Genomic DNA, 21,701 nt, shown 5'->3' with positions numbered 1-21,701 from the left:
TAACTGTTGCAATACTTAAAAATAGTTGTATTTTTGCATCCGCAATTATGCGACCTTAATGGCCCGTTCGTCTAGGGGTTAGGACGCCAGGTTTTCATCCTGGTAACAGGGGTTCGATTCCCCTACGGGCTACTAAAATGCTTTAAATGTCAACAGAAATGTTGGGTTTTAGGCGAATTAGTTAAATAATGGCCCGTTCGTCTAGGGGTTAGGACGCCAGGTTTTCATCCTGGTAACAGGGGTTCGATTCCCCTACGGGCTACGAAAACAATTAGATACAATGGCGAATCATAAGTCAGCATTAAAAAGAATCAGAAGAAACGAAGCCGTACGTCTTCGTAACAAGTATCAGCATAAAACTGTTCGTAATGCAATTAAAAAATTGCGTAACGAAGAGGATAAAAAGGCTGCTGAGGAGCTTTTGCCCAACGTAGTTGGGATGATAGATAAATTAGCTAAGCGAAACATTATTCATAAGAATAAGGCCGCTAACTTAAAGAGTAAATTGGCAAGCAAAGTTGCTACTATGTAATTTTTGCCTGATAGAGATATTTAAAGAAAAGCGCCCCATTGAAAAATGGGGCGCTTTCTATTTTGCGTTGTACTATTTCAATCTTGCAAAACAGATTCATTCCTATAGCCATTGGAATCTTTGTACCAGTCAGGAAAGGCAGTACCTCCTGATGTGGCCCACTCATTAAAAAAGTTATAGGCTTGGTTTACTGGTACATTTTCTTTAGGGGGTTTAAAGTTATGTACAATGTTTATGGCCCATGGCAATCCTGATTCAGTTTGATAGTTACCATCTTCATCTCGGTTAACACCTTCGGTTGTGGGGTTATTGGCCCCTAAGCTGGTTCTAAATCTATTAGGCAAATGGATTTCGTTTCCTCTATCTCTATCAACAATCAAAAATGGATTGAAAGGAGCAAGTCCCAATTGATTGGTGGTAATGGGCGTTGTGAATTTGACCTCTATTTTAGAGGGTATGCCCAACATGGTCTCATGGTTATCAAATAAGATTATTACCGCTCTATTCTGGTTTTGTTCAACACCATTGGAAGCCACGTTGATGTAACCTTCGGTCAAGACCGTACCGGTTACGGATTCTATTAAACTTGGGGCAATGCTTTCCAATTCTATTCCAAAAGCATTTACAAAACCTGCCCCATCGGAACTTACCTCAAAGTAAATGTCCAATTGCACAGCCATGTTATCCGAGTTAAGAACGGCCACAAACCTATAGTTGATTGTGGTATCGTTAAAATCATAATCTCCCAAGAAAGGCCATAGATCTTCAAAAGCTACGGTTCCCCAACCATACTTACTGGGTGTAAACTGCTCAAAGGCTTTGTCGGCATCTTCTGGAAAATCATCATTACTATCGGTAATTCCATCTCCATCAGTGTCTGGGTCTACTGCTTCTTCATCTAAAACACGGAAGGTGGTTAAATCATTTATGGTTCTGTCAAAAGAGATACCTGAATTGGAATTTGGGCCATATCTGTATTCCCAACCACCGGTTTGGGTGTCCATCACTATCAGATTGCTATTGCTGCCATTATTGGCCAGCCATAATTCGTTATTGGAATCGAATGTCATGGATGTTGGGTTAAATGGCAAGTCTTCACCACTAATTCTTGTTGAATCATAATCACCCTCATTGTTCAATTCAAGTCTGTACAATCCTGAAAAAGTACATAAGAACAATATTCCATCTTCGGCAAATGCCAAATCGCCTCCCTGTATTCTATCTAGACCGTTGATATCCCATTGCGAAAGAATGGACCCGTTTGTTGGATCAATGGAATAAAGCTTGTCCCTAGTTGAAAAATATAGTAATCCGTCTTGGCTGTTAAAGTCAAGTCTGGGTCCACCAATGCCCAAATTGGCTACGGTAGTCCAGGAATCGTTGACTATATCGTATTTCATTAATGGATTGGGATTGGACCTTCCAATAGAGTATAAAACCTTGTTTTGCTGGTCTATTGCCGCGGTATAACTTCCCATGGGCATGGTCGAAATAAAAGTATATTCACCTGTAATAGGATCTACCTGAAACAATTCTGCACTACCATTTACGCAGTAAAGAAAATCTTCGACCATCGTTTTTGCTGAAGAAGCTCCTTTAGCACTAGATGGCGAATAGGTATAATTTACCTGCTCTGAAGAGATGTCTACTATTTCTGAAGAATATGCAAAACCTTCTTTTCTTCGAATGTATAATTGCTCAAAATAGTCAGGAACTACAAATTTGTGTTCAATTCTTCCTCCTGAAGGGGCTCCACTGAAAATTAAGTGGTTCAAGTTGTCTACTACATATTCTGAACCGGTAACTTCTTCATCGTCTTCATTAATATAGGATACTTGTCCACTAGTTGAGGTCTCTTGATAGGCATAAACGTCGTACTTAACGTTATTCGAATTGTCACTGATTATCAATTCCACTGATTTTTCTGTTTTAAACTCAAAACCGGAGGGAATTTGAAGTTCGGTTATGCCTAATTCTTCAACCGGAGTGGGCGTTTCGGGTTCTTCTTGGGAGTTGGGCTCAACAGGGTTGTCCAACTCATCCTTTACGCAGGAGGTAAACATTAATGTAAGAAGAACTACAGCAATGTATTGAGCAATTTGGGACGTTTTCATTTTTGTAGATTTTGTGAGTTCTATTCAGAATTGGTATAAAACTAGGTTTAGCATTTTACAATCTTCTTTGTTTAAGGTTTATGAACTATTTACTGTCGACAAACCGCATTTATTCATCGATGAAAGTATTTAAACAAATAATTGAACGAAAAAACCTACAAAAACATATATTTTATCGATGAAATACGTATAGTTTGTTGTGAAAGAGAGTTGAGAAGTGGTTTACCCAATAGGGTTCTTGTTAGCGGAATGCATTTCTACGGGATACAATGAATCCTATACAGAAAAGTAAATACATAAGCGTAATCAAGATTTTAAGTACCATTTTCAACTCATACATAACCCAGGTCTCAAAGTGCAGATAACCTATTAGGAAAAGGATTGGGAAGAATAAATAAAAAATAACCAGACTTATTGTAGTCCAAAACATAAGGTTTCGCTTATCTAGTTTCCATGCAAATGGAGGATTTAGATTTTTCAGATAATAAATACCGCAAGCCACTAAAAGCCATGATCCTATTGCATTGGCATAAATTAAATCTACATTAAAAGGATTCTGGAAAAAACTGTTCCCCAAATAACAAATTACTACTAAAATGCTTCCCCATTTAATGAGCTGTTTGATTTTCTCGTTTTTGATAACCTTTCGAAATACGGAATAAAAATAAAGGAAGAAAATGAGGATATAAATGTTATAGATAATCTGGTTGGTGCTAGTCAATTTAGGAAAAAAGGCAAAGCTTTCATTATATCGTATGAAACCGCCCAAGAGTTCATTGAAAAAGGTGTAGGCAATCAATAAAGGAAAGTGCCTTAACGCAGTATCAAAGAACTTCCTGTAGTTGAACATGCTCACAATTAGTGTGACCAAGTAAACCGGAATAAAGAAAAAGTCCTTTAATAATATTAAAAGCTCTTGGGTGGTCATTTAATAAAAGAGATTAGAAATCCGTTTCTGGGGGAGGTCCAGAGTTTCCATGGTTCATTATTAGACTTTGGTCCCCTTGTAACAAAGTTGGACTTGAAAAATTAGGAACAAAACTAGCCTGGGATTTTTGTGTTTTGTTCTCTAAGCTTCCATAACCTTGTTCTTTACCTTTAATTGTATTGCGTATTAGCTTGGCTTGCCCATCGGCTCCAATGTAGAATCCCATATTTTGCCCATCCTTCATTAGAGTAGGCAGTACAAAGATTGAATTCTGTCTGGGATGTACCACTTTTTTTCCATCACGGAATTTTTCTTTGTTGGGATAATTAGCAAAATATAAACGAAATGTAGAAACATCCACTTTTGCTTTTTTAGCTTCTTGTTCTACATAGGCAATGTACTGTTTCATGGTTTTGTAGTCAAAATCCACAAAACGGGCTGCTTCAAAATCCTCATCATCATTCATTTCTTTTTCATAGGCCATTATTGGGGTAATACGATTTTTTGTGTAGTTATCGTAAAGGGATTTGGACTCTCTAATAGAGATAATATCAGAAGGTGGTTTTACTGTTTCTTTTTCTTCCTGCTCTGGTTCTTGTGGAGGTTTAGGCTTTTCTTGACAAGATGTTCCGATAAGCAGCATGCCTCCCAAAACTAGCAAGAGACCATTTTTCTTGGTGTTTTTCATAGTGGTATAAATTTAGAGTTTAGTGTGTGGGAAAACTGTACTAAAGATATGTCTTTTCTTTAATACCAATATGTAAAAACCCTCCAAATACGTTGGAGGGTTTTCAAATCTTTTAGTCAAAACAATAGTAAATGCCTACTCGTTCATGGTAAGCAAGAATTCTTCGTTGTTTCGAGTCTGTTTTATTCTTTGTTCCATAAACTCCATAGCCTCAACCGGGTTCATATCTGCTAAATACTTGCGCATAATCCACATCCGTTGAATGGTGTTTTCATCCAAAAGAAGGTCGTCCCTTCTTGTAGAGGAAGAAATAAGATCGATGGCTGGGAAAATTCTTCGGTTGGAGATTCTTCTATCCAACTGAAGCTCCATATTACCGGTTCCTTTAAACTCCTCAAAAATAACCTCATCCATTTTGGAACCTGTTTCAGTAAGGGCAGTGGCTATAATAGACAATGAACCACCGTTCTCAATGTTCCGTGCCGCTCCAAAGAAACGTTTTGGCTTGTGCAGCGCGTTGGCATCCACACCACCACTCAATACTTTTCCAGATGCAGGCTGTACCGTATTATATGCCCTGGCCAAACGTGTAATGGAATCCAAAAGAATAACCACATCATGGCCACATTCGACCAACCTTTTGGCTTTTTCAATTACAATATTTGCAACTCTTACGTGTTCTGTTGCTTCTTTATCAAAAGTTGAAGCTACTACTTCACCGCGAACGTTTCGTTGCATATCAGTAACCTCCTCTGGACGTTCATCGATAAGCAAAATAATTTGGTATACCTCTGGATGGTTGGCGGCAATTGCATTGGCCACATCTTTAAGAAGCATGGTTTTACCCGTTTTGGGCTGTGATACGATCATACCTCTTTGACCTTTTCCAATAGGAGAGAACAAATCGATGATTCGAGTTGATAGCGTACTCTGTTTTTCGGCCAATCTAAATTTTTCCTTAGGGAAAAGTGGAGTTAAATGCTCAAAAGAAACACGATCACGAACTACCTGAGGGTCTAGACCATTAATTTTCGTCACTTTGATTAAAGGAAAATACTTTTCACCTTCTTTTGGAGGTCTAACGTTTCCTAAAACAGTGTCACCAGTTTTGAGTCCAAATAGTCTAATTTGGGATTGGGAAACATAGATATCGTCAGGTGACGACAAATAATTGTAATCTGAAGAACGAAGGAAACCATAACCGTCTTGCATGATATCCAATACGCCCTCACTTTCAATGATGCTGTCAAATTCGAATTCAGGCTCTTTGTACCGGTTTTTTAAATCCTTATCAAAGTTGCTACTCTTTTTCTCTTGTTGACTGCCCCGATTGTGTTGGTTGTTCCTTCGGCTATTCTGATTTTTTTGTTGACCACCTTGTTTGTGATCACGCTTATTTTGATTTTGATGAACGGGCGCTTTTTCATCCTTTTTCTCTTTGTTTTCTGGTGCTGCCGAGGAATCTGGTGCTGGGGTTGGTTTCTCTTCTTTTTTCTCTCGAGAAACCCGAGCTCTTCTGGGTTTGGCTTCGGCTTTTTCTTCAGATTTGGGCGCACTTTCTGTAACCACTTTAGGGTTGGAAGCTTGAAGGTCTAAAATTTGGTAAACCAAATCCAGTTTTTTTAGGGATTTGAACTTGGGAACTTTTAGATCTTTGGCAATTTCTTGAAGCTCTGGAAGCTTTTTAGCTTTTAGGTCTGAAATCTCAAACATTAAGGTATAAATAAGTTAAACGTAGTTGTATACTTTATCGAAGTGAAAAATTATTGGGGTACTGCGTGGGGGAAAAGAATCCCTGGGTGAGCTTTACTCAAATAACGCAACAAGTATACAAATAATTTTTCAACATTCTGGGTTATTTGTAAAAAAGACCTTTATTTTTGCAGTCCGAAATCCAAATTGCACAATGATTCAACGGATTCAAACGTTCTTCTTAGTGGTAGTCGCATTGCTCGCGGGGACTTTGCCGTATTTCTTAAGTCTCTGGAAGGATGCTAACGGAGGTGAAGTTTTTGCTTTACAGAGCATTGCCGTGATTTCCGGTTTTATGGCATCGGCTGGTCTAGCTCTGATTACCATTTTTATGTACAAAAAACGACAAAATCAATTTGTGTTGAACAGGTTGAATATGATATTAAATCTTTTTTTACTAGGATTTTTCGTTTACCGATCGCTAAACTTATCCGGAGAAACTGAGGTTTCTGAGAAGGGTATTGGGATGCTGATTCCTGTATTTTCTATCGTTTTTCTGGTCCTGGCCAACAGGGCTATCAAAAAGGATGAAGATCTTGTAAAATCTGTGGATCGCTTACGTTGAACCTAACATCTTAGTAGTATTAGTGCGAAAAACCCCGGCCTTGGCCGGGGTTTTGTTTTTTTATAATCTCTAAAGACTATAAATTCTCCATTATACTTTCGGTAGTAAACCCATTGTTGAACTTTATGTTTTTAAGGGTCTGTACAATGTTTGGTTCTTCAGAATATCCTTGCTCACTAGGTAAAAAGTACGTTCGTTTTGTAGCAATCAATTGACCATCTACATTCTCATATTCATAGTTTGCAATTATTACAGGTTCATTGACTCCTAAAAATGGCAACGAAAAATAGAAACGGTCAATCAACTTGGTGTCTGGATTAACATAGAGTACGTAGATATCATTTTGTTCTTTACCTGTTATCTCCGGGTCGTATGTAACATGTACTTTGTCATACGTTTGCCCATTATACTCTTCTTGACCTTGATAGGTGATTATGGTTCCCTTGTCAGTTAATTTGTACGGCATAGTAAACCAAAAGTAGTTGGCTCTCCTTAAGAAATCACTGACTCCTAATAATTGCGGATTTTCTGCTTTTTTGCCATCCACCATCACTATGGTTTCTTCGCCATTGAAGTATTGTATGACTTCCCCGTCTTCACCTGGCATTACATTAATATCGTGTTGAACGTATTTTCCAAGAGAAGCTTCATTATTAAAAACATATCGTTCTACGGAGACATCAGCCTTTCCGTCAGCTGTGCGATAATCATAGGTATATTGTACATCCTGCTTCTTCCAGAGATTTCCCCAACCTCCATGGGCATAAGCCACTGCTTTTAATATGGTTTCAGGTTTATTAGTGTCATAAACAGGAGCTTTTTCAACTATTTTTTCAGGTTGTTCAGCTTTGCTCTGTGTTTCCTTTGTTTTTTGCACACATGCGGTCAATAAAACTATGGATGCAAAAAGTAGTAATCCTAAACTTTGTGTTTTCATGTTTTTATGCTGTTGTTTGCGCAATTAGACGAAAAAATTATATGGTGCTTACGTTTAGCTATCTAAAACTAAAGGGTGAAAGAATCCATAAAGGAAGCTATATGAAAACCGTTTTCGATAACAGTCTGATGGGCTTCACTAGTGTTGTCCAATAAAGGATTGGTATGGTTAAAATGGATGAAATGAATTTTCTTTTTTTCACTCGCCGGCAAATCTTTAAATAACCCTATGCTTTCTATTGCAAATGGATGCGGAATCTCAGAAATATCCCTATGGTTCAACTCTTTACCACTATAAAAGGTAGCGTCTAAAAAAGCAAAATCCACTTTTCTTATTTCTTCAACAATACTTGTATTCCAAACACTCCATTTATTGATATCAGGAATAAACAATACTGATTTATCAGGCCCCATTATTTTAAAACCAACGGTTTCAGAATATTCATCACGATGTGGAACTAAAAAAGGAACTACGGTCAGTTCTTCCGAAAGCTTAACCGTATTTTTATCTTGAAGGGGTTCCAAAACAATATTTTTCAGTTCAATTAATTGGTCCCAAGGTCCATTGTTCTTTAAAAACGAAGCCATTTTAGGCATGGTGAATATAGGAATGCCCTGAGCGCCCAAGGCTTCCCTTCCTAAATACATCAAACCTGTATAATGACCCATATGGGCATGGGTCAGAAAAATGCCATCAGGAGCATCGTTGGTTTTGTCACCTGCTTCGCTGAGTAGCCTTAATTGACTGGAAATATCAGGTGTAGCTTCAAAAAGATATGTTTTGTTATTATCATGGTCAATCAACCCTAAACTGACAACTTTTCGAGTTTTATCTGGATTTTCAAAAAGCAATTGGCAGCAAGCTCTTTTGCACCCTATATGGGGGCTGCCTCCATCTTGAACAGTGCCAAGAACATGAAGTGTTATGCCTTTTGAAGTATAGATGGGTGTGCTAGATAAAACTTCCTTGGTTTTATGAGCGTTATGACATCCCGATAGAATGAAGAAGATGAAAAGAAAAGTAACCCGATTCATACTATTATCTTTTTCCTAATTCAATCACCTCAAGGTTGAATATTTTATCCTTATCAATACTAAACCGAAGCATGGTTCGAGTAGCATGAAAACCATGTTTTCCGCAAGCCCCAGGGTTCATATGTAACAATCCCAGCTTCTTATCATTCATTACTTTCAAAATATGCGAATGCCCACAGATAAAAAGTTTTGGGGGGTTCTTTTTGATGTCTTCCCTTACCCTTACATTATATTTCGTGGGATAACCGCCAATATGGGTTATCCAAACATCTACTTCTTCACAATAAAAACGATTATGTTCGGGAAATTCCCTTTGGATTTGATGGTCGTCAATATTACCAAAAACAGCACGTAAAGGAGTAATTTTCTCTAGAGCATCCGTTACTTCAAGACTTCCTATATCTCCTGCATGCCATATTTCGTCAGCTTGTTTAGCGTACTTTAAAATGGCTTCATCCATATGGCCATGGGTATCGGAAAGCAAAAGAATTTTGGTCATACGCTAAAAATTTGCTAAAAAGTTTACCAACAACTACCACTGCGCAGGATTCAACTATATTTAACCTCTTAAAAGTACTGGATTCCCTTGAGATATTTTATCATGTTCTCTTATTTTGGAAAAAACTATCATGGTTGGCAGCGTCAACCCAATGCGATTACCGCGCAGGAGGTATTGGAAGATTGTATGTCCACCCTTCTACGGAGACCTATTGAAGTAGTAGGTGCAGGAAGAACGGATACCGGAGTACATGCCAAAGAAATGTTTGCACACTTTGATGTTGAATCCATTCAGGATTTGGATGAACTGACCCATAGAATGAATGCGTTCTTACCTGAAGACATTGCGATTCAAGATATCTCCCAGGTAGTGCTGGATGCCCATGCTAGATTCGATGCTGAGGAACGCACTTATGAATATTGGGTGGTTCAAGAAAAAGTCCCTTTTTATAGCGATTTTGCCCATTTTGTAAAACAAAAGTTAGATATAGTGGCAATGAACGAGGCAGCTTCGATTTTATTGGAGCATTCGGATTTTGAATGCTTTTCCAAATCCAATACAGATGTAAAGACTTTCATTTGTGATGTTCGTAAGGCCCAATGGTCAATTGAGGCGGACAAGCTTGTTTTTACGATTACGGCAGACCGCTTTTTACGTAATATGGTACGCGCAATTGTTGGTACCTTGTTGGAAGTAGGTATGGGAAAGCGCAAACCAGCTGAAATGAAGGAAATTCTCAAAAGTAAAAGTCGGTCCAAAGCTGGGGTTTCGGTGCCCGCAAAAGGCCTATATTTGACCCGAGTTGTGTATCCAGAAAATATTTTTTCATGAGCCAGAAAGAAGAGATAGGCAAAGCGTTTGATTTTAGTCTTTTTAGACGTGTTTTTGCATTCACTAAACCTTATCAAGCAATTTTTTGGGTCGTGGCTTTGGCGGCTATCTTATCTGCAGGTTTTGCCATACTCACGCCCGTTCTTGTCCGAGATATTATCAACAAAGCGTTGTCATTGAAGGATAGTGATTTACTGCTTTTTCTGGTGCTGGCCATGCTTGGGGTTTTATTCGGGCAAGTAATTACCCAACTGCTTTTCAACTATTTTGCCAATCTTTTAGGTGAATCCGTCATCAAGGATATTCGCATTAAGCTATTTAAGCGGATGATGGGCTTTAAGATGACCTATTTCGATAATTCCTCCATTGGAGTTTTGGTTACTAGAGCGGTTGCCGATATGCAGCGGATTGGAGAAATCTTTAGTCAAGGATTTTTTGTGATTGTGGCAGATTTGTTGAAAATGATATCTGCGGCAGCCATTATGACCATTACCAACTGGAAGTTAGCTCTTATTGTTTTTGCCATATTACCAATTATCCTTGTGGCCACCAGACTTTTTCAGCAAGCTATGAAAATAGCTTTTATTGAAGTAAGGGCCCAAGTTTCAAATTTGAATTCTTTTGTACAGGAGCGTATTGCCGGGATGAAAATTGTACAGCTTTTTAACCGGGAGGAAATTGAAAAGGAAAAATTCAGAGCCATTAACGAGAAACATCAAAACGCCTGGTTGAAAACAGTTTGGTATAATTCCATCTTTTTTCCTATTGCTGAGATTTCCTATTCTGTGGGTATCGGTTTAGTGGTATATTTTGGGGTCGTCCAAAACATTGAAAATACGGGGTTGAATGATACAGGTTCCATATTCGCGTTTTTCTTCCTAATGGATTTGTTGTTCCGACCTCTCCGTCAAATTGCGGATAAGTTCAATACCCTTCAAATGGGTATGGTAGCGGCCAATCGGGTATTTCGAATTTTGGATACCGAAAGCCATATTCCGGATACCGGTACTTTAGAAAAATTGGATGTCAAGGGAGATATTGAGTTTTCCGATGTACGTTTCTCCTATGTTGAAAATGAGGAAGTGCTTCATGGGATATCATTCAAGGTAGATGCCGGAGAAACCGTAGCAATAGTGGGCGCAACTGGCGCTGGAAAATCAACAATCATCAATTTGTTGAATCGATTCTATGAAATTGATGCAGGCCACATTTATATTGATGGTCAAGATATTCAGGACTATACCCTTAAATCACTTCGTTCGCATATAGCCATTGTGCTTCAAGATGTCTTTTTGTTTGCAGATACCATTGCGAACAACATTTCGCTGAAGGATGAGACCATTTCTCAAGACACGATAGACGAAGCTGCAAAAGAAATTGGGGTGGATGAGTTTATTCAAAGCTTGCCAGGGGGCTATCAATATAATGTGAAAGAGAGGGGAAGCATGTTGTCCAGTGGACAGCGTCAACTGATTGCGTTTTTGAGAGCCTTTGTCAGCAATCCTAGTATTCTTATTTTGGATGAGGCCACTTCTTCAGTAGATACATATTCTGAGCAGCTTATTCAAAGGGCAACGGAGAAGATAACCGAGGGGAGAACTTCAATCATCATAGCACACCGTTTGGCTACGATCAAAAAGGCGGACAAAATCATTGTTATGGAGGCCGGAAAGATTGTTGAGATGGGTACCCACAAAGAATTGCTTCAAAAAGGTGGATACTACAGCGATTTGTATGAAGCCCAATTCATGGCCGAAGAAGTAGCCTAAACTATTTTTTTGGGGCAAAATCTTCAATATTCAGTTGCCCCGTTATAAAAAGTATTGCAGCTATTGCTATACCAGCTATAAGCATAATGATTACGAAAAGTACCAAATATCCAAGAGACCTTATAAAAGTGCTTAAAAATCCAATTTTGTGCATTCTGCCAAACACGAAAAACAAATAGGCGGTTATAAAAAGCAGGTAAATCCAATTGAAAACTTCATAGCGGATATCAAAAATACCAAAAAGAGGTAGGCATACCATTACTTGGACAAACGACATTTGAGCGGTAACATAGGCATTTGCAACCAAGTGTTCCGTGTAGTTCATTTTTCCCTTATCCAAAAACAAAACCCATGTTATTAATGCGTATAGGGGCATAAAAAGATAAGACATCAACCCTTGATAGTCAAAAATGAAATCCAAGTTGGGAGCATCGGGATTAATAGCATTGTTTTGAGTCAGTGTAATTTCATACACATTTCTTAGAACAAAGAACAAAACTCCTGATAGGGTAATTGCAATGGCAAAATAACTTATGGGATTCATGTACTTTTTTCTGATACCCGAGATATAACTTTCCACAACAACTTCCGGTTGGGTAAAAAGGTGTTTAAAGGTTTTGAATAAGGTATTGTCTAAATTGAAAACTTGGAAACTGAGGTCTTGCCAAATGTTCTTTAAGGTCAGTCGGTTTCTTATGATCTTAGCGCCACATGAAGGACAAAAACTGAAATCTGAACGTAAACTCGAATCACAATTTTTACAAACCATAGGTTACTCCAAATCTTTTTCAATTAGCGATGCCAGTTCTGCTGAACCTTTAAAAGGAACAAACTCACCATTTTTTATGTATGAAATGGCCCCGGTTTCTTCACTTACTACTAGGCAAACAGCATCCGTTTTTTCAGTAATGCCCACAGCAGCTCTATGCCTTAAACCAAATCTCAAAGGAATATTGCGGTCATTCGATACGGGTAAAATTACCCGTGTTGCTGTTATATAATTATCTTGGATTATAGCTGCCCCATCATGCAAAGGGCTATTTTTAAAAAAAATACTTTCCAAAATAGGCTGTGTTATTTTTATGTTCATCTGGTCTCCGGTCGATTTAACAAAATCCAACGGACTATTTCTTTCAATAACAATTAAGGCTCCGGTTTTGGAACTTCCCATCTTTTCGCATGCGGCAATAATGCCCGTTACATTGGTGGCCGAAGGAAGCGCTTCTTGTTTTAGGAATTTAAAGTGCCTTATAAAATTCCGTTTGGTGGCAAAGTTTGTAGAACCGATCATCAACAAAAACTTTCGTATTTCCTGTTGAAATACAATGATTAAGGCAATCAACCCAATATTCATAAATCCACCCACCATACTGCTAATCATTTTCATTTGAAGTAGTTCGGTCAACTTCCAGAGAGCCCAAATAATGACTATGCCTATAAATATATTTATGGCTACGGTACCTTTAACAAGCTTATAGATGTAATAGAGAAGGGCAGCTACAAGGATAATGTCAATAAAATCCGTGATTTTGAATTCAAGAAAATTGAGGAAATCCAATAGTGGCGTTTTTGTAAAATTAACAAAATTAGAAGAATCGAAATAAGCTAGCCATTGCTCTTCAAGGTTTCAATTAAAGTAACACATTCCACGGCTTCTTGCACATCGTGTACCCTTAAAATATTGGCACCTTTCAACAAGGCAATACCATGCAAAATGGATGAGCCGTTAAGCGCTTCTTTTGGTGAGGATTTTAAAACCCTGTAGATCATAGATTTTCTGCTCAGCCCAATTAATATAGGTTTATTCAGATTTTGAAATAAATCCAAGTGGTGTAACATATGATAGTTTTGTTCCAAAGTTTTGGCAAAGCCAAACCCAGGGTCGATAAGTATGTCGTTGATTTTCTTTTCATGCGACTTCTCAATTTTTTCCGAAAAGTATAAGAGCAAATCTTTGATTACGTTATTGTAAATTGCCTTTTCCTGCATGGATTGAGGAGTACCTTTCAGATGCATGAGGATATAAGGTACTCGATAGCGTGCAACAACATCAAACATTTTTGGGTCCAAGTTTCCCGCAGAAATGTCATTGATCAGAGCCGCTCCAATATCCAAGCATTGACTGGCAACACTACTTCTAAAAGTGTCAATTGAAAAAAACGATTCAGGAAAATGCTTTAGCAATAACTCCAATACAGGCAAAATTCGCTTCTTTTCTTCATCTTCTGGAACATGATTTGCCCCAGGACGGGAACTATAGGCACCCAAATCAATAAATGTAGCACCATCTTTAAACATTTTTTCCACTTGATTTAAAATAACATCTTCATCCTTGTATTTTCCTCCGTCATAAAATGAATCTGGAGTAAGGTTAAGGATTCCCATTACTTTGGGGATGCTTAGGTCTACAAGTTTTCCCTTACAGTTTATCGTCATAAAAAAGAGGTGCTTTTATGGGTTTGATTATCTTTGGCAAACTGCTTTTGCAGCCAGACTTTGAACGAAATTTACATAAATTAAGAAGAATAGATGCAGCAGACTTCCCAACAGTATGACAAGGTCATACAACAATGCCGGGAGCTTTTCATCAAGAAGACCAAGGATTATGGAACGGCATGGCGGATTTTACGTCTTCCTTCCTTGACCGACCAAATTTTTATAAAGGCCCAACGTATCCGAGGCCTACAGGAAAATGATACCCGTAAAGTGGACGAAGGGGAGCATTCAGAGTTCATAGGAATTATCAACTATTCTATTATGGCACTCATTCAATTGGACAAAGGTGTTTCCGAACAGCCCGACTTGAGTGCGGAAGAAGCCATAGCGCTGTATGATGAGCAGGTTAACATTACAAAAAACTTAATGGAGAACAAGAACCACGACTATGGTGAAGCATGGAGGGATATGCGGGTAAGTTCCTTAACGGATTTAATTCTTCAAAAATTACTGCGAGTAAAACAAATAGAGGACAACCAAGGCGAGACCTTGGTGAGTGAAGGTATTGATGCCAATTATCAAGACATGGTGAATTATGCAGTATTTGCCTTGATTCATTTAAACACAGCGATATGAGATATCTGGTATGGTTTTCTAGAATATTTGTTGGTATCCTATTTATTATTAGTGGATTGATAAAATTGAATGACCCAGTTGGGTTTTCATTCAAATTAGAGGAATACTTTAGTCAAGGGGTATTGGATTTGCCCTTTTTGATGCCTTTGGCTTTGGGGATTTCCATTTTTGTGGTGATTTTGGAAGTAGTCCTAGGTGTTTTTCTTTTACTGGGATTCAAACCTAAGGTAACAGTGTGGAGCCTTCTGTTGATGATTATCTTTTTTACATTCCTGACCTTTTATTCTGCCTATTTCAACAAAGTCACCGATTGCGGGTGTTTCGGTGATGCTATAAAATTGACTCCATGGGAATCTTTTACCAAGGATATTATTCTGTTGGTTTTTGTCTTGATTCTCTTCTATGGACAAAGATTTATTAAGCCTCTCTTTCAAACTAGAACCAGTTGGATTTTGGCTGGAATTACCATCTTGGCATGTGCAATTTTTGCAAATCATGTGTTGAATCACTTACCCTCTGTTGATTTTAGACCTTATAAAATAGGGGCTAACATTCAAGAAAGCATGTCTGTTCCAGAAGATGCGCCAAAACCGATTTATGAGTACGCATGGCAGTTTAAGGTCGATGGAGAAGACAAAATAGTGGTGACCAATGGTGAATACCCTTCAGTTGACGGGGAGTTTGTTGGGGTTGAAACCACGGAGATTCAAAAAGGGTATGAGCCCCCAATTCATGACTTTACTATAGAGCAAAATGGTGAAGACTTAAGTGCAGAATTGTTGGAAGAAGAAAAATTGGTCATGGTTATTGCTTACGATTTAGCTAAGAGTAACACAGAGGCTTTTCAAGGGGTAGCTTCAATAACCAAAAAAGCGGCTTCAAACGGATACAAGGTGATAGGAATGTCTGCTTCCGGTAGCGATAGAGCTAATTTGGTCAAGAAGGAGCATAGTTTGGATTTCGATTTTTACTTTACGGATGAAACCGCGTTAAAAACCATTGTCCGTTCCAATCCAGCTATTTTGGTCTTGGAACGAGGAACCATTCAACAAAAAGTACATTATAACGACATAGATAAGCTTAAACTATAAAACACTATTTCAAACGATACTACTATGAGAACTCAAATAGTTGCCGGAAACTGGAAAATGAACAAGACTTTAAATGAGACCGAAGCCTTGCTTTCTGAACTTTCCGCAAAAGTTCCAGATACACATGCACAAGTAATTGTAGCACCTACCTTTGTTAATTTGGTTGCTGCAAAAAACAGTCTAGAGTCTTCTACAATCCAGGTCGCCGCACAAAATATGCACTTTGCAGATAATGGTGCTTTTACTGGTGAAATATCTGCAGATATGTTGTTGAATATTGGATTGGATACCGTAATTCTGGGACATTCTGAAAGAAGGTCACTCTTTGGAGAAGATGATGCTCTTTTGGCTAAAAAAATGAATACGGCAATGGCAAAAGGAATGACCGCTATTTTTTGTTTTGGAGAAGAATTGGATGATAGAAAATCAGGGAATCACTTTTCAGTTGTGGAAAACCAGTTAAAAGAAGCCTTATTTCATTTAGAAGAAAAGGTATGGAGTAAAATAGTACTGGCCTATGAGCCTGTTTGGGCCATTGGAACAGGAGAAACGGCTAGCCCAGAACAGGCTCAAGAAATGCATGCCTTTATTAGAAAAACCATTGCTGAAGCCTATAATGATGGTATTGCTAACAATGTGTCTATTTTATATGGTGGCAGTGTTAAGCCAGACAACGCGGCGGATATCTTCTCTAAACCAGATGTAGATGGAGGTCTTATTGGAGGTGCTTCGCTAAAAGCTGACGATTTCATTGCCATTATCAAAGCCATATAACATTGAATCGTATTGATTTATATTGAGTTTAATTTTAGTGTTTCTCCTCTTGAGCCCTTTTCCGATATACTAATTGCGGAATTGGGTGAATTAGGTTTTGAAAGTTTTGTGGAAACCGATTCTGGTGTTCTAGCCTACGTTTTGGAATCGCATTGGAAAAAGGGTGTATTGGACGAATTGTTGGTAACTAAGAATCCAGAAGTATCCATTTCATGGACCCAAAAGGAAATTCCACAGCAAAACTGGAATGTGGAATGGGAAAAAAACTTTCATCCCATTCATGTGGATGGGGTTTGTTCAGTTCGAGCTCCCTTCCATTCTCCTGAAAATGTTGAGTATGATATCATAATTGAACCTAAAATGAGTTTTGGGACCGGTCATCATGAAACCACATACATGATGTTGAAACGAATGCTCACTTTGGATTTTGATGGAAAGTCTGTTCTGGACATGGGATGCGGGACAGGTGTTTTGGCCATTTTAGCTCAAATGAAAGGCGCAAACAATATAGACGCCATAGACATTGATGAATGGTGCTATATCAATACCAAAGAAAACATTGAACGGAACCAATGTCATGGAATTCAGGCTTTTCAAGGCGATGTTGGACTTTTGGAAGGCAAAGAATATGATGTAATTCTGGCCAATATCAATAGAAACATCCTGCTCAAAGACATTCCGGAGTATAGTAAATCACTTAAAGCCAAAGGCTTTTTATTGTTAAGTGGATTTTACATTGAGGATTTAAAAAGCATCAAAAATGCTTGTGCCTCAATAAAAATGGATTTTATTGACAATCTCGAAAAAAACAACTGGGTGGCTGCTCTTTTTCAACTTTCATAACTGAAAATTAGTATATTAGATTTACAAATTATCGAATTTGGGCAATAAGGAAAAAATATCGGAAGAGTTATTGTTGGAAGAAGAGGTTCTGAAACAATCGGAAATCATTCTCTTTAATGATGATGTAAATACCTTTGACCATGTAATCTCTACATTAATAGATGTCTGCGAACATACTCCAGAACAAGCAGAACAATGCTCCTTAATTGTCCATTATAATGGGAAATGCACAGTTAAGACCGGTGATTATGATGATTTAAAACCCAGATGCTCCAAACTACTTCAAGCAGGGTTAAGTGCCGAAATTGTGTAAATACTACTTTGCCAGAAGGTTAAGAACATAAGGTCCTTTGGCAAACATTATTTCTTCGTGAAATTATTGGAAGAATAGACTTCAATCCAAGTTTTACTTTAAATTTAGGTCTTTTCAAAGAAGCAAACTACTCACATGGGCGAATTTTTCAAATCAGAGCTTAAAGACCGCTTTCTTCAATATGCTCTTGAACGGCGAGACTACTTTGAAGTAAGAGTGCTTTATGATGAGTTTCTTCGTCCCAATTATAATTTGGATTTTGCTAAAAAGCTGATTAAAGAGATTCGGGATTACAATCCCAGCCTGTTGGACATTATGAGTGGTAATGGTTCTGAGATATTTATGTTGGCCTCTACGCCAAAAACAAAAGAATTTTTAAGTGGGGGAGGGTTTTTGGACATGCATGTAAAGGAAGAGGAAAAATGGGATGTGTTTCTAAATCAGGTTTCAGGGAGTAGAAAGCTTTCAAAGGATGAAAAGGAGTTGCTCAAAAAAAATTCACCTTCAATAAAACGGGAAAAGAACTTACTCACCTTTCTAATTGCCGCAGTGGTCATAAGTTTTGTTTTTACGCTATACAGTATTTTGAACAACGTCCTTTTAGAACCTCAATATGTCCCCAAGGATGAGTTTGAGCGAAGGCTGGAGAAAGTTCAATCCCAATATATACTTGAAAACGAAAAACTGATTAAGGAACTGGAAAAAGCCAAAGCCACGATAGATTCCTTAAAGAACTGAATCATACTAATTGCAAATGTTTTTCTTTAGTTTGGATGTTCAAAAAGTACTACCTTTTGGTGTTTCCAAATGAACTATCATGAAGCACAATGGTTTACTACTGGTTTTGGTTATTTTTTTGTCTTGCGGGCCTTCCACGTCAACAAATGAAAGCGAATGGCAATTGATTTACAGAAACGACTCCAACGGAAAAACACTTTTTGGCAAAAAACAGGATTTGTTGAATGCTATTCGTAATGGAAATCTTGTAAAAGTAGGGTATGGGGGCCAATTACGAAGGGATACCACCCTTACCATCGAACACGTTTTTGAGGCTCAATTTTTTACAATTTTGAATGATTCAGAAGTATATGCCCAAATGGCACCCATAATTGGACAAAACCCGTTGATTGAAAAGGATACCACAAATGTTCGTTTTAGGGACACCCAATGGAATATCATAGTGGGTACTAATGGCTTTTCAGACCGCTTGACCATGAGTTTGAATAAAGACACGATTCTAAGTCAAAATCAAAGAAACATGAATGTTTCATGGTTTGTTAAAAAAGGAAATGGGCAAAGCAAAAATGCTATACCCTTATGGAAAAAGTGATGTAAGCTTAGAATACCGTATTTCCCTCCAAAATAGGCTTCAATAGTATTAAAAAACAAGACAATTCTATAAAAAAGGTATAGTCTTAGGCAATAATTTTACATTTCAACAAATCGAATTATGAAACAAGTAAAATGGAACGGTGTATATCCTGCGGTCACTACGAAATTCAAGGAAAGCGGAGAACTCGATATCCCTGCGTTTTTGAAAAACATAGAATTTCAGGTAAATGCGGGAATTGATGGAGTCGTCATTGGTGGCTCCTTGGGTGAGAGCAGCACCATTACACATAAGGAAAGACTGGAATTGGCCAAAGCGGCTTTGGATAGTGTAGGAGATAAAATAGATGTGATTTTGAACGTTGCTGAGGGAGCAACCCATAAAGCAATTGAGTTGGTTCAAAAAGCCGCTGAACTAGGAATTCATGGTATCATGTTACTACCTCCCATGATGTACAAGCCGACCGATGAAGAGGTTTTGGATTATTTTATCTCAATTGCCCAGAGTACCCAACTACCTATAATGATTTACAACAATCCGGTAGATTATAAAATTGAGGTATCTATTGAAATGTTAGAGCAGCTCAAAAAAATTGAAAACATCAATGCAATTAAAGAGAGTACACGGGATATCTCCAACGTGACCCGGATGAAGAACCATTTCGGAGATAGATTCAAGATACTTTGTGGTGTAGATACTTTGGCTATGGAAGAACTGCTGATGGGCGCCGATGGCTGGGTGGCTGGTTTGGTAGATGCATTTCCTGCCGAGACTGTAGCCATCTATCGATTGGTAAAAGCAGGCCGAATCGATGAAGCGCTCAAAATCTATCGTTGGTTTTTACCGATATTGGAATTGGATATAAGTCCACAATTGGTGCAGAACATAAAATTGGCAGAAGTTATGACCGGAATTGGGACCGAACATGTAAGAGCGCCTCGGCAGGTGCTGAAGGGAGACGAAAGATTGAGGGTTCAATCCATATTGGAGCAGGGACTTGCTACCAGACCTCAATTACCAGACTATTTAAACATTTGATTAGCCTTGAATTATGATAACTGAAAACCTAATAGCCGGTATTCCAAGTTCTGAAGGAAAGACAACCTTACAATCTACAAATCCTATTACTCAACAAATATTGCCTGAAAGATTTGTTGTAGCAACTCCTGAAGAAATCAACAAGGCATGTTTGGAAGCCAGTAAGGCTCATAAAATATACAGAAACAAGTCAGGAAAGAAAAAGGCTGTTTTTCTAAGAACAATTGCTGACGAAATAGAGCATCTTGGAGATGTTTTGGTGAATAGGGCAATGGCCGAAACAGGATTGCCTCAAGGAAGGATTGTTGGGGAACGCGGCAGAACGTGCAATCAATTGCGTCTTTTTGCAGATTTGGTGGAAGAAGGAAGCTGGGTCAGCGCCATTATTGATGAAGCACTGCCGGAGCGTAAACCTTTGCCCAGAGTAGACATCCGAAAGATGTTGGTTCCTTTGGGGCCAATTGCAGTTTTTACAGCAAGTAATTTTCCCTTAGCTTTTTCTACCGCGGGAGGAGATACCGCCTCTGTTTTGGCTGCTGGTTGTCCCGTCATTGTAAAATCTCATCCATCGCATTTGGGCACCAATGCCTTAGTGGCCAAAGCAATTACCAATGCTATTCAAAAATGTGATATGCCCAATGGAGTGTTTTCATCCCTAAATGGTGAGATAGAAACTGGGCAGCAGTTGGTACAGCATCCTTTGATAAAAGCTGTTGGTTTTACGGGTTCATATGCGGGAGGCAAGGCACTGTTCGATTTGGCTAATAATCGACCAGAGCCAATTCCGGTTTATGCCGAAATGGGCAGCAACAATCCTGTATTTGTATTAAGTGAAAAACTGAAGAATCACGGTCAACAAATGGCCGAAACTATTGCCAACTCAGTGAATCTAGGAGCTGGTCAGTTTTGCACCAATCCAGGTATTCTGGTACTTGAACAGAGCGAAATTGCCCAGACCTTTTTGGGGGATTTAACCAAGGCATTTGAAAAGTTACCGTCAGATACCATGTTGAATGGTGGAATACATTCCAAATACATTAAAACTAAAAATGAGTTCCTAAACTCAAACGGAGTATCTGTGCTTTTTGACAGTACCTCAGAATCTTGGAAAGCCGGACCTGCCGTTGCCATGGTATCCGCTTCAACTTTTATGAACAATGGGCATTTACAAGATGAGGTCTTTGGACCTTTTACTATAGCGGTAGTGTGCAACAATAAGAAAGAAATGTTGAAAGTGGCCAGTATGTTGAATGGACAACTAACAGCCAGTTTGATGGGGACAAGCAATGATTTGGAAGAATCAAAGGACCTAGCAGAAGTGTTGATGGAAAAAGTTGGGAGATTAATTTTTAATGGTGTTCCTACAGGCGTTGAGGTATGCTCTGCCATGCATCACGGAGGGCCCTTTCCTTCAACTTCAAATTCCCTTTTTACTTCAGTGGGCACGGATGCCATAAAAAGATTTGTAAGACCCGTGGCTTTTCAGAATATGCCCAACAATCTATTGCCGAGTGAGTTGCAAAATGAAAATCCATTAGGGATATGGCGAACGGTAAATGGGGAATTAACCAAATCATAATGGTTTTGTATT

At 38.5% G+C, this 21,701-nt stretch carries 23 protein-coding genes and 2 tRNA genes; 15 read left to right on the top strand and 10 right to left on the bottom strand.

Translation table 11 applies throughout. From position 1 onward, the window contains the following. Window positions 1-60: 60 nt before the first annotated feature. The 3 genes from ACOKFD_RS07135 (at window position 61) to rpsT (ending at window position 532) form a co-directional block, all read left to right on the top strand. Window positions 61-132 (top strand) — tRNA-Glu (locus ACOKFD_RS07135). Window positions 133-190: 58 nt separating this feature from the next. Further along, a tRNA-Glu gene (locus ACOKFD_RS07130) sits at window positions 191-262 on the top strand. 18 nt (window positions 263-280) lie between these two features. Further along, window positions 281-532: a 30S ribosomal protein S20 gene (gene rpsT, locus ACOKFD_RS07125; protein ID WP_298999748.1), complete on the top strand. Its 252-nt coding sequence runs from the start codon at window positions 281-283 to the stop codon at window positions 530-532. A gap of 77 nt (window positions 533-609) precedes the next feature. Here rpsT and ACOKFD_RS07120 read toward each other — a convergent pair whose 3' ends face one another. The 4 genes from ACOKFD_RS07120 to rho form a co-directional block, all read right to left on the bottom strand. Next, on the bottom strand, window positions 610-2,646 hold the full coding sequence (locus tag ACOKFD_RS07120) for an LruC domain-containing protein (protein WP_422860599.1): 2,037 nt from the start codon (window positions 2,644-2,646) through the stop codon (window positions 610-612). Window positions 2,647-2,887: 241 nt separating this feature from the next. Beyond that, on the bottom strand, window positions 2,888-3,574 hold the full coding sequence (locus ACOKFD_RS07115) for a hypothetical protein (protein ID WP_422860598.1): 687 nt from the start codon (window positions 3,572-3,574) through the stop codon (window positions 2,888-2,890). A 13-nt stretch (window positions 3,575-3,587) separates the two neighbouring features. Next, complete coding sequence (locus ACOKFD_RS07110) at window positions 3,588-4,262, bottom strand: hypothetical protein (RefSeq protein ID WP_422860597.1); 675 nt, start codon at window positions 4,260-4,262, stop codon at window positions 3,588-3,590. Window positions 4,263-4,397: 135 nt separating this feature from the next. After that, window positions 4,398-5,975 carry a transcription termination factor Rho gene (rho, locus tag ACOKFD_RS07105; protein ID WP_422860596.1) on the bottom strand — a complete coding sequence of 526 codons (1,578 nt, stop codon included), beginning with the start codon at window positions 5,973-5,975 and terminating at the stop codon, window positions 4,398-4,400. Window positions 5,976-6,168: 193 nt separating this feature from the next. On the opposite strand from rho, the gene ACOKFD_RS07100 reads away from it, so the two are divergent. Then, window positions 6,169-6,579, top strand: coding sequence for a DUF4293 domain-containing protein (locus ACOKFD_RS07100; protein ID WP_298999741.1), 411 nt, complete (start codon window positions 6,169-6,171; stop codon window positions 6,577-6,579). Window positions 6,580-6,655: 76 nt separating this feature from the next. Here the strand turns inward: ACOKFD_RS07100 and ACOKFD_RS07095 are convergent, their stop codons facing one another. From ACOKFD_RS07095 to ACOKFD_RS07085, 3 genes are all read right to left on the bottom strand, one after another. Next, window positions 6,656-7,516, bottom strand: coding sequence for a DUF6503 family protein (locus ACOKFD_RS07095; protein WP_422860595.1), 861 nt, complete (start codon window positions 7,514-7,516; stop codon window positions 6,656-6,658). A 68-nt stretch (window positions 7,517-7,584) separates the two neighbouring features. Beyond that, on the bottom strand, window positions 7,585-8,550 hold the full coding sequence (locus tag ACOKFD_RS07090) for an MBL fold metallo-hydrolase (RefSeq protein WP_422860594.1): 966 nt from the start codon (window positions 8,548-8,550) through the stop codon (window positions 7,585-7,587). 4 nt (window positions 8,551-8,554) lie between these two features. Then, a complete protein-coding gene (locus ACOKFD_RS07085) occupies window positions 8,555-9,049 on the bottom strand; it encodes a metallophosphoesterase family protein (RefSeq protein ID WP_422860593.1) in 495 nt (164 codons plus the stop codon). A gap of 87 nt (window positions 9,050-9,136) precedes the next feature. Here ACOKFD_RS07085 and truA point away from each other — a divergent pair, with 87 nt between their 5' ends. Together truA and ACOKFD_RS07075 are read left to right on the top strand one after the other, a co-directional pair. After that, complete coding sequence (truA, locus tag ACOKFD_RS07080; protein ID WP_422860592.1) at window positions 9,137-9,880, top strand: tRNA pseudouridine(38-40) synthase TruA; 744 nt, start codon at window positions 9,137-9,139, stop codon at window positions 9,878-9,880. After that, on the top strand, window positions 9,877-11,649 hold the full coding sequence (locus ACOKFD_RS07075) for an ABC transporter ATP-binding protein (RefSeq protein WP_422860591.1): 1,773 nt from the start codon (window positions 9,877-9,879) through the stop codon (window positions 11,647-11,649). Before truA ends, ACOKFD_RS07075 begins: the two co-directional genes overlap by 4 nt. 1 nt (window position 11,650) lies before the next feature. Here the strand turns inward: ACOKFD_RS07075 and ACOKFD_RS07070 are convergent, their stop codons facing one another. The 3 genes from ACOKFD_RS07070 to folP are packed head-to-tail and all read right to left on the bottom strand — an operon-like array spanning window position 11,651 to window position 14,085. Next, window positions 11,651-12,418 carry a DUF3667 domain-containing protein gene (locus ACOKFD_RS07070; RefSeq protein WP_422860590.1) on the bottom strand — a complete coding sequence of 256 codons (768 nt, stop codon included), beginning with the start codon at window positions 12,416-12,418 and terminating at the stop codon, window positions 11,651-11,653. Window positions 12,419-12,421: 3 nt separating this feature from the next. Continuing rightward, window positions 12,422-13,207 (bottom strand): diadenylate cyclase, encoded by a 786-nt coding sequence (locus tag ACOKFD_RS07065; RefSeq protein WP_422860589.1) that lies wholly within the window; start codon window positions 13,205-13,207, stop codon window positions 12,422-12,424. A gap of 47 nt (window positions 13,208-13,254) precedes the next feature. After that, window positions 13,255-14,085: a dihydropteroate synthase gene (gene folP / locus ACOKFD_RS07060; RefSeq protein WP_422860588.1), complete on the bottom strand. Its 831-nt coding sequence runs from the start codon at window positions 14,083-14,085 to the stop codon at window positions 13,255-13,257. Window positions 14,086-14,178: 93 nt separating this feature from the next. Between folP and ACOKFD_RS07055 the strand changes: the two genes are divergently transcribed. The 9 genes from ACOKFD_RS07055 to ACOKFD_RS07015 all read left to right on the top strand — a co-directional run bounded on the left by ACOKFD_RS07055 (window position 14,179) and on the right by ACOKFD_RS07015 (window position 21,689). Further along, window positions 14,179-14,721, top strand: coding sequence for a DUF1599 domain-containing protein (locus ACOKFD_RS07055; protein ID WP_422860587.1), 543 nt, complete (start codon window positions 14,179-14,181; stop codon window positions 14,719-14,721). Further along, window positions 14,718-15,812, top strand: a complete 1,095-nt coding sequence (locus tag ACOKFD_RS07050) for a BT_3928 family protein (protein ID WP_422860586.1) — start codon at window positions 14,718-14,720, stop codon at window positions 15,810-15,812. Before ACOKFD_RS07055 ends, ACOKFD_RS07050 begins: the two co-directional genes overlap by 4 nt. Window positions 15,813-15,836: 24 nt before the next feature. Then, window positions 15,837-16,586 (top strand): triose-phosphate isomerase, encoded by a 750-nt coding sequence (gene tpiA / locus ACOKFD_RS07045; protein ID WP_422860585.1) that lies wholly within the window; start codon window positions 15,837-15,839, stop codon window positions 16,584-16,586. Between the two features lie 6 nt (window positions 16,587-16,592). Then, window positions 16,593-17,429 carry a 50S ribosomal protein L11 methyltransferase gene (prmA, locus tag ACOKFD_RS07040; RefSeq protein ID WP_422861009.1) on the top strand — a complete coding sequence of 279 codons (837 nt, stop codon included), beginning with the start codon at window positions 16,593-16,595 and terminating at the stop codon, window positions 17,427-17,429. A 37-nt stretch (window positions 17,430-17,466) separates the two neighbouring features. Beyond that, a complete protein-coding gene (locus ACOKFD_RS07035; protein WP_298999721.1) occupies window positions 17,467-17,742 on the top strand; it encodes an ATP-dependent Clp protease adaptor ClpS in 276 nt (91 codons plus the stop codon). Between the two features lie 135 nt (window positions 17,743-17,877). After that, window positions 17,878-18,480 carry a hypothetical protein gene (locus tag ACOKFD_RS07030; protein ID WP_422860584.1) on the top strand — a complete coding sequence of 201 codons (603 nt, stop codon included), beginning with the start codon at window positions 17,878-17,880 and terminating at the stop codon, window positions 18,478-18,480. 79 nt (window positions 18,481-18,559) lie between these two features. Further along, entirely contained in the window at window positions 18,560-19,072 is a 513-nt protein-coding gene (locus ACOKFD_RS07025) for a hypothetical protein (RefSeq protein ID WP_422860583.1), read from the top strand. A 120-nt stretch (window positions 19,073-19,192) separates the two neighbouring features. Continuing rightward, on the top strand, window positions 19,193-20,110 hold the full coding sequence (locus ACOKFD_RS07020; RefSeq protein WP_422860582.1) for a dihydrodipicolinate synthase family protein: 918 nt from the start codon (window positions 19,193-19,195) through the stop codon (window positions 20,108-20,110). A 13-nt stretch (window positions 20,111-20,123) separates the two neighbouring features. Further along, the gene (locus tag ACOKFD_RS07015; RefSeq protein WP_422860581.1) at window positions 20,124-21,689 is read left to right on the top strand and encodes an aldehyde dehydrogenase (NADP(+)); all 1,566 of its coding nucleotides are present in this window, start codon (window positions 20,124-20,126) and stop codon (window positions 21,687-21,689) included. Window positions 21,690-21,701: the final 12 nt, after the last annotated feature.

Source organism: Flagellimonas ulvae, from assembly GCF_049333175.1.
Taxonomy (GTDB): Bacteria; Bacteroidota; Bacteroidia; order Flavobacteriales; family Flavobacteriaceae; genus Flagellimonas.
The sequence above is the reverse complement of the archived record's forward strand: the minus strand, read 5'-3'. Positions and strand labels throughout refer to the sequence as shown.